Origin of the sequence: Pseudomonas sp. B7, from assembly GCF_016735645.1 — a bacterium.
In the GTDB taxonomy this organism is placed as follows: Bacteria; Pseudomonadota; Gammaproteobacteria; order Pseudomonadales; family Pseudomonadaceae; genus Aquipseudomonas; species Aquipseudomonas glycinae.
This window is the reverse complement of sequence record NZ_JAERRE010000022.1, coordinates 1-9,500: the sequence shown is the minus strand read 5'-3', so window position 1 is coordinate 9,500 and position 9,500 is coordinate 1. Positions and strand designations below refer to the sequence as shown.

Annotated in this window: 1 protein-coding gene and 2 pseudogenes; all 3 read right to left on the bottom strand. The window is 64.4% G+C overall.

Annotated features, from left to right (window positions below; translation table 11 throughout):
- A pseudogene (locus JKA62_RS28800) lies at positions 1 to 8,032 on the bottom strand (amino acid adenylation domain-containing protein); the annotation flags it as partial.
- Between the two features lie 99 nt (positions 8,033 to 8,131).
- A pseudogene (locus JKA62_RS29295) lies at positions 8,132 to 8,221 on the bottom strand (hypothetical protein); the annotation flags it as partial.
- Positions 8,222 to 8,223: 2 nt separating this feature from the next.
- On the bottom strand, positions 8,224 to 9,500 hold a 1,277-nt coding region (locus JKA62_RS28795), incomplete at its 5' end, for an amino acid adenylation domain-containing protein (protein WP_201820537.1).

The window sequence follows — 9,500 nt, the reverse complement described above, 5'->3', positions numbered from 1 at the left end:
GCATGTAAGCCAGACGCTCCAGCGGATACGCCGGATCCAGCGGCACATAACCGCCGCCGGCCTTCAGGATCGCCAGCAGCCCGACCACCATGTCCAGCCCACGCTCGACACAGATCGCCACCCGCGCTTCCGGGCCCACGCCCAAACCGCGCAGGTGATGGGCCAGACGATTGGCCCGAGCATTCAGCTCGGCATAACTCAGTCGCTGTTCACCGGAAAGCACCGCCACAGCCTGCGGCGACCGCAAAACCTGCGCCTCGAACAGACCATGGATGCTTTGCTGAAGGTCATAGCCGACTTCGGTCGCATTGAAGTGATGCAACAAATACCGACGCTCATCCTCGGCCAGCACGTCCACCTGCTCCAGCAGCGCCTGATCATTGGCGACCATGGCCTGCAACAGCTGCTGCAAGTAACCGGCATAACGCTGAACCGTCGATTGATCGAACAGCGCCGTGGCGTATTCCAGCGAACCCCGGATCACGCCTTGCGCCTCGCCCAAGGTCAGCGACAGATCAAACTTGGCAAAGTGACTCGGCTCGGCCACGCCTTCGAGCGTCAGGTCACCGAGGGCCAGCGTCGCGCCGCTGCCGCTGTCCCAGCTCAGCAGCGTCTGGAACAACGGGCTGTGGGACAGGCTGCGCACCGGCCGGGTGATTTCCACCACCTGCTCGAACGGCAGATCCTGATGGGCCTGCGCTTGCAGCGTGCACGCCTTGACCCGCGCCAGCAACGCCTCGACGCTCAGCGCGCCCGAGGTGTCGATGCGCACGGCCAACGTGTTGACGAACAGCCCGATCAGCCCTTCGATTTCCGCCCGGTTACGGTTGGCGACCGGCGAGCCGATCACCACGTCCGATTGCCCGGACAAGCGTCCGAGCAACATCGCCCACGCGCTCATCACCGCCATATACGGCGTCACGCCATGCCGCTGACACAGCGTCTTGAGACCTGCGCTCAAACGTTCATCCAGCCGGATGTCGACACTGCTGCCGGCGTAGTCCTGCCGGGCCGGGCGTGGACGGTCGGTCGGCAGCATCAACAGCGCCGGCGCACCGGCCAGGGTCTGCTGCCAGTAATCGCTCTGCCGTTGCAAGACTTCACCGCTCAACCAGCGGCGCTGCCACACGGCGTAATCGGTGTACTGCAATGCCAGCGGCGGCAGCGGATCGGCCTCGTCATGGCTGAACGCCTGATACAGCGCCATCAATTCGCGGGTCAGCACCCCCATCGACCAGCCATCGGAGACAATGTGGTGCAGGGTCAGCAACAGCACATGATGATCATCGGCGAGTCGCACCAGACGCCCGCGAATCAGCGGATCGTCCTGTAAATCGAACGGCCCCGACGCTTCGCCCTGAATCAGCGCCTGCAAGGTTTCGTCGGCCTGCGGATGCTGGCGCAAGTCCTCGACCCGCAACAGCACACCGCTGTCGAGGGGCGCGATCAGCACCTGGGCTTCTTCGTTGAACTGGGCGAAACGGCTGCGCAGGGTTTCGTGACGCTCGACGATCCGCGCCAGTGCCCGTTGCAGGGCCGCTTCGTCGAGCCGACCGCGCAGGCGCAGGCCGAGGGGAATGTTGTAGGCGGTATTGGCGCCCTCCAGTTGCGCCATGAACCACAAGCGTTGCTGGGCGAACGACAACGGCAGCGCGCCCTCGCGTGGCACCGGCCTGATCGCCGGTTGCGTGCAGCGTCCGGCCTCGGCCAGCACCTCGGCCAAGGCGGCGAGCTCAGCATTGGCGAACAGCTCGGCGAGGGTCAGCTCCACGCCCAGTCGCTGGCGTACCTGAGACAGCATGCGCATCGCCAGCAGCGAGTGACCGCCCAATTCGAAGAAGTGATCCTGACGCCCGACCTGTTCGACTTGCAGCACTTCGGCCCAGATCTGCGCCAACGTGGTTTCCAGTTCACCTTGCGGCGCCTGATAGTCGCGGGTGAACAAGGCGCTGCGATCCGGCGCAGGCAACGCCTTGCGATCGACTTTGCCGTTGGCAGTCAGTGGCAAGGCGTCGAGTCTGACAAAGGCTGCCGGCACCATGTATTCCGGCAACTGGCTCAGCAGATGCGCCCGCAGCTCCGCCACGGCCAGCGGTTCGAACTGTGGCTGTTCGGTGAAATACGCCACCAGCCGCACTTGGCCAGGTTCGTCTTCGCGGGCTAGCAACACCGCCTCCTGGATGCCGGGCAACTGGTTGAGGCGGGTTTCAATTTCGCCCAGCTCGACACGCACACCACGGATCTTCACCTGATCGTCGTTGCGCCCCAGGTACTCGATGGAACCGTCGGCGCGCCATCGGGCCAGGTCGCCTGTGCGATACATACGCCCATGATTGAACGGGTCGTTTACAAAACGTTCTTCGGTCAGGTCCGGACGATTCAGGTAACCCCGAGCCACACCGACGCCGCCTGCATAAAGCTCCCCGGCCACGCCGACCGGTACCGGACGCAGTTGCTCATCGAGCAGGTACACCGTCGCGTTGGCAATCGGTTTGCCAATGTGCAACGCCTGCCCCGCTTCGACGATGCCCGAGGTGGCAACCACCGTGGCCTCGGTCGGGCCGTAGTTGTTCACCACATCGAACGACTGCTGGCGGTTGAACTGACGCAAGCGGTCGCCGCCGATCAGCAGCGTGCGCAAGGTCGGGTGTTCGAGGTTCTGGCTGAAGGCGTATTCGGCCACCGGTGTCGGCAGGAAGCTCACGTCCAGCGGCTGCGCGCACCACCAGTCGAGCAGCGCGTCCACGTCTTCGCTGCCATCGCGGGCCGGCGCCAGATGCAGGGTCGCACCGGCACACAGGGCCGGCCAGACTTCCCAGGCCATGGCGTCGAAGCCGAAGCCGGCAAGGCTTGAAGTGTGGCGGCCGGCACACAGGTCGAACGCCCGGCAGTGCCAGTCGACGAGGTTGCTCAGGGTGTGGTGTTCGACCATCACGCCTTTGGGCAGACCGGTGGAGCCCGAGGTGTAGATGACGTAGGCCAGGTGCTCGCTGGTCAGGCCCGGCACCTGCGGATTGCTGGGTTCGGTGTCCGGCCAGCCCTGCAAATCGAGGTCGATCACCGGTACATCGAGCGCCGGCAGGCGTTCACGCAAATCACTCAGGCACAACACGGCCACTGGCGCACTGTCGCTCAGCAGATAGTTCAAACGCTCCGCCGGGTGCGCTGGATCCACCGGCACGTAACCGGCGCCAGCCTTGAGAATGGCCACCAGCCCGATCAGCGTATCGAGCCCGCGCCGGGCAACGATGGCCACCCGATCATCGGCGCGAACACCCAGCCCGATCAGGTGATGAGTCAGGGTATTGGCCTGTCGGTTCAGCTCGGCAAAGGTCAACGCCTGCCCCTGGCAGACTGCCGCAACCGCTTCGGGTCGCTCGATCACTTGCGCTTCGAATCGCTGCGCAATCGTCAGCCCCGACACAAATTCCGCGTGCGTGTCGTTGAACGCAACCAGCAACTGTTCACGCTCGTGAGCCGGAACCATGTCCAGTTGTTCCAGCGCCGCCTGATCGTTGGCAACCATCCCGCGCAGCAATTGCTCGAAGTAGCCGGCGTAACGCTGGATCGTCGACTGATCGAACAACGCCGTGGCGTATTCCAGCACGCCGCGAATGCCCTCGCGGGTTTCGCCGAGGGTCAGCGACAGGTCGAACTTGGCGAAACGGGTCGGACCGGCCACGCTTTCCAGCGCCAGTTCACCCAGCTCCAGCGCCGGCCCGACGCTGTTCTCCCAGCTCAGGGTGTTCTGGAACAACGGACTGTGGGAAAGACTGCGCGCCGGTCGGGTGACTTCCACCACCTGCTCGAACGGCAGGTCCTGATGGGCCTGTGCCTCAAGCGTGCACGCCTTGACCCGGGCCAGCAGCGCCTCGACGCTGATCCCGCCGGAGGTGTCGATGCGCAGGGCCAGGGTATTGATGAACAGCCCGATCAAGCCTTCGATTTCCGCCCGGCCACGGTTGGCAATCGGCGAGCCAATCACCACGTCCGATTGCCCGGACAAGCGACCGAGCAACAGCGCCCAGGCGCTCACCATCGTCATGTACATCGTCACGCCGTGCCGCTGGCTCAGCGCCTTGAGCCCGGCGCTCAGTGGCCCGTCCAGCCGGAACTCGACACTGCTGCCGGTGTAATCCTGTTGCGCCGGACGCGGACGATCGGTCGGCAGCACCAGCAAGGTCGGGGCCCCGGCCAGATTCTGCTGCCAGTAATCGCTCTGCCGTTGCAGCACTTCGCCGCTCAACCAGCGGCGTTGCCAGATCGCGTAATCGGCATATTGCAGCGCCAGTGGCGGTAGCGGATCGGCCTCGCCATGACTGAACGCCTGATACAGCGCCATCAGTTCACGGGTCAGCACGCCCATCGACCAACCATCGGAGATGATGTGGTGCAGGGTCAACAGCAATACATGGTGATCGTCGGCCAGCCGCACCAGTCGCCCGCGAATCAACGGATCGTTCTGCAACTCGAACGGTGTCGAAGCCTGTTCACGGATCAATGCCTGCATGGCTTCGTCGGCGCGTGAATGCTGACGCAGATCCTCGACCCGCAGCAGGCCGCTGTCGACCGCCGCAATCATCACCTGCACCTCATCGTCATGCGGAACAAAACGGCTGCGCAGGGTTTCGTGACGCTCGACGATCCGCGCCAATGCCTGTTGCAGCGCCACCTCGTCGAGATGGCCGTGCAAACGCAGACCCAGCGGAATGTTGTAGGCGGTGTTGACCCCTTCCATGCGCGCCAGAAACCACAGCCGTTGCTGGGCGAACGACAACGGCAGCGCGCCGTCGCGAGGCACTGGGACAATCGCCGGTTGCGAGCTGCGCCCGGCCTGGTCCAGCACCTCGGCGACCGCCGCCAGTTCGGCATTGGCGAACAACTCGCTCAGTACCAGTTCAACGCCCAGGCGCTGGCGAACCTGGGACACCATGCGCATCGCCAGCAGCGAATGCCCCCCCAGTTCGAAGAAGTGATCCCGGCGCCCGACCCGCTCGACCTGCAGCACTTCGCCCCAGATTCGCGCCAGCGTAGTTTCCAACTCGCCTTGCGGTGCTTCGTACTCGCGAGTGAACAGCGCCGCGCGATCCGGCGCCGGCAAGGCTTTGCGGTCAACCTTGCCGTTGGCGGTCAGCGGCAATGCGTCCAGTCGCACGAATGCCGCCGGCACCATGTACTCGGGCAACTGCGCCAGCAGGCAAGCACGCAGCTCAGCCACCGGTTGCGGTTCGACCTGAGCCTGTTCGGTGTAATAGGCGACGAGACGCGGCTGGCCGGGTTCGTCTTCGCGGGCCAGCAATACCGCTTCCTGAATACCGGGGAACTGGTTGAGCCGGGTTTCAATTTCCCCCAGCTCGATGCGCACGCCGCGAATCTTCACCTGGTCGTCGTTGCGTCCCAGGTACTCGAGAGTCCCGTCGCTCTGCCAGCGCGCCAGGTCACCCGTGCGGTACATGCGCCCGCTGTTGAACGGATCGTCGAGAAAGCGCTCGGCCGTCAGTTCCGGACGATTCAGATAACCCCGGGCAACCCCGGCGCCCCCGACATACAACTCCCCCGCCACCCCGATGGGCACCGGACGTTGCTGGTCATCCAGCAAATAGACCGTGGCATTGCTCACCGGCCGACCGATGTGCAGCGCCTGCCCGGCGTCGACCTTGCCCGAGGTCGCCACCACCGTGGCTTCGGTGGGACCGTAGTTGTTGATCACATCGAAGTGCTGGTGACGGCTGAACTGCCGCAGGCGATCTCCGCCGATCAGCAGCGTGCGCAAGGTCGGGTGTTCGAGGTTTTGACTGAATGCGTATTCGGCCACCGGAGTGGGCAGGAAGCTCACGTCCAGCGGCTGCGCGCGCCACCAGTCGAGCAAGGCGTCGATGTCTTCGTTGCCGTCGCGGGTCGGCGCCAGGTGCAGGGTCGCACCGGCACACAGGGCCGGCCAGACTTCCCAGGCCATGGCGTCGAAGCCGAAGCCGGCAAGGCTTGAAGTGTGGCGGCCGGCACACAGATCGAACGCGCCACAGTGCCAGTCGATGAGGTTGGACAGGGTGCGGTGTTCGACCATCACGCCCTTGGGCAACCCGGTCGAGCCCGAGGTGTAGATCACGTAGGCCAGATGCTCGTTGGTCAATCCCGGCACCCGCGGGTCGAGGGCCAGGCTCAGCGGCCAGGTATGGCGGTCGAGGTCGATCACCGGGACGTCCAGTGTCGGCAACCGATCACGCAGATCGCTCTGGGTCAGCACCACCACCGGGGCGCTGTCGCTGAGCAGGTAGCTCAGGCGCTCGGCCGGATGCGCCGGGTCGAGCGGCACGTAACCGGCCCCGGCCTTGAGAATCGCCAGCAGTCCGGCCAGCGTGTCGAGCCCGCGTCGAGCGACGATGGCCACGCGATCATCGGGGCGAACGCCCAGGCTGATCAGATGATGGGCCAGGGCGTTGGCGTGCAGGTTCAGCTCGGCATAGGTCACGTGTTCACCGAGGAACACTGCCGCCACCGCTTCCGGCCGTTCGATGACTTGCGCCTCGAAACGTTGGTGAATGGTCAGCCCTTGCGGGTAGTCGGCCCGGGTCGCATTGAAGCCGCGCAAAATCTGCTCGCGCTCCGCCTCCGGCAGGATCGGCACCTGGCTGATCGGCGAATCCGGTGCCTGTTCCAGCGCGGACACCAGGCCGTTCAGGGCACCGCGCATGTAATCGCACACCCGCTGCGGATCGACCTCAGTGGTGGCGAGCAAGGTCAGGCTGAAGGCGTCGCCGAGGTCATCGATACTCAGGGTCAGCGGGTAATTGGTGCGCTCTTCCGAGTGCAGAGTAGTGATGCCTTCCCACGCGGAAAGGGTTTGCGCGCTGGCCGACCCGGCGCCGTGGCTGTGACGGTAATTGAGCAAGGCGCTGAACAGCGGCGTCGGCGCAGCCACACTGCTGCAGCGCTGGGCCAGCGCCAGCGGCGCGTGTTCATGGCGCATCAAGGTGGTCAGGCGCGCGTGGGTCGCCTGCACGGCGATGCGTACGCTCTGGGTGTCGACATCGACCCGCACCGGCAAGGTGTTGATGAAAATGCCCAGCGCCCGGTCAGTCGCTTCGGCCCCTTGCAGTCGCCCCATCAACACTGTGCCGAACACCACGCGTTGCTTGCTGGCGAGCGTGGCCAGCACCTGCGCCCAGGCCAGGTGGAACAGACTGGCCGCGCTCACCCCGAGCTGCCGCGCCTGCCCCCGCAGGCGTTGGCCCAAGGCCGCTTCCACCGGCACGCTCAGCTCGGTGATGCCGTGCCCGTCGCCCTGCACATCCTGCAAGCCGAACGGTAAGGTCGGCTCGTCGATATCGCCGAGCATGTCGCGGAAGAACGCCTCGTGCTCGCTCTCGCTGACACCCAGTCGCGCCTGCGCCACGTAGTCACGAAACGCGACCGGCCGGCCCAGCAGATTGCCCTGCCCCGTGAGGAACGCGCGCATCTCATGGCGCACCACATCGAGGGCCGAGTGATCCAGCGCCATGTGATGGAACAGCAGCGTCGCAACGACTCGTTGCCCGGCTTCGTCCCACGCATGGGCCAGACGCATCATCGGTGCCCGGCCCACATCCATGCGAAATTCCCGGGCATCGAAACGCTCGTGCAAATACGCCAGCGCATCGCCTTCGGCATCGATCTCTTCCACCGGCAATTCAGCGTGACGCCAGACCACTTGCTGCGGTGTATCCAGTCCATCCCAGACCACCGCCGTACGGAGAATGTCATGGCGATCGATCACGGCCTGCAAAGCCTCAACGAACGCGTCCAAGCGCCCGCGATCGGCAAAGGCGAAATGCGCTTGCATCACGTATGGGTCGCCCTGCGTGGCGCTGACATGGTGATAAAGAATGCCTTCCTGCAACGGCGCCAGCGGGTAGATGTCCTGCACATTGGCGGCGCCACCCGGCACGTCGGCAACCAGACGGTCGATGGTCACCTGATCAAGTTCGGCCAGGGTCAGCATCGCCGGGCTGATGCGCGTGGTTCCGGGGGCAATGCCATTGGCCGGCACGTCGACCTGGCCGCTCTTGGTCGCTGAATATTGCCCGGCCTTGATCAGCTCGATCAGCGCCGGTTTGTGCTCGCGCAGCAACGCCAGCACCGCCGGATCACTCAGCGCCTGTTTGTTGCCCTGGACGCGCAACTGGTCGTCGGTGACCGCCAACTGGATGTCTTTAGCCTTGAGTGTTGCCAACAGTTCGATCACGTTCACAGGACGATCTCCATTCTTTCCGTAATTGCGGCGTAACCGGCCAGGGTCGGTTGTTCGAACAACGCCCTGACCTCCGCTTCCATGCCTTCCTGACGTAACCGGCCGATCAGACTGACCGCCAGCAATGAGTGCCCGCCCAGTTCAAAAAAGTTGTCGTGGCGTCCTACCCGTTCCACGTTGAGCAATTCGGCCCAGAGTCCGGCGAGGAGAATTTCCACCTCGCCGACCGGGGCTTCGTATTCGCGGGTGATGGCAGCACTCTGATCCGGCGCCGGCAAGGCCTTGCGGTCGAGCTTGCCGTTGGGGCTCAGTGGCAGCGCACCCAGGTGCACGAATACCGCCGGCACCATGTAATCCGGCAAATGTTCCAGCAGGTGACCGCGCAACACGTCGATTACCAGTCGTGCGCCGGTGTAATAGGCGACCAGACGCTTGTCCCCCGGCACATCTTCGCGGGCCAGCACCACGGCTTCCTGCACGCCGCTGATATCGGTCAGGCGTGACTGGATTTCCCCGAGTTCGATGCGCAGGCCTCGGATTTTCACCTGATCGTCGTTACGGCCCAGGTATTCGATGTTGCCATCGGCCAGATAACGGGCGAGGTCGCCGGTGCGGTACATCCTGCCGTTCGGCTTGAATGGATCGTTGAGGAAACGCTCGGCGCTCAGCTCTGGGCGATTCAGGTAACCGCGCGCCACTTGAACGCCACCGATGTACAACTCGCCGACCACGCCTTGCGGTACCGGTTGTTGCTGGGCATCAAGGATGTACAGGCGGGTGTTGGCGATCGGTTTGCCAATGGGCGTGTTGTCCGGCGTGGTTTCGATTGGTCCGGCGCAATCCCAGGCCGTAACGTCCACTGCTGCTTCGGTCGGGCCGTAGAGGTTGTGCAAACCACTGCCCGGCAGTTGCTGCTTGAAGCGCCGCACCAGACTGCCTGGCAGCGCCTCGCCGCTGCACATCACCTGACGCAAACCATGGCAACGCGCGGTTTCGCCGTGGGCGAGGAACACATCGAGCATCGACGGCACGAAGTGCAGCGTGGTGATCTGCTGTTGTTCGATCACTTCGCTGAGGTACAGCGGATCCTTGTGCCCGCCCGGACGGGCCATCACCAGTCGCGCGCCGGTCATCAGCGGCCAGAAAAACTCCCAGACCGAAACGTCGAAGCTGAACGGCGTCTTTTGCAGCACTGAATCTTCAGCCGTCAGGCGATAGGCGTCCTGCATCCACAGCAAGCGGTTGACCACCCCGCTGTGCTCGTTGATCACGC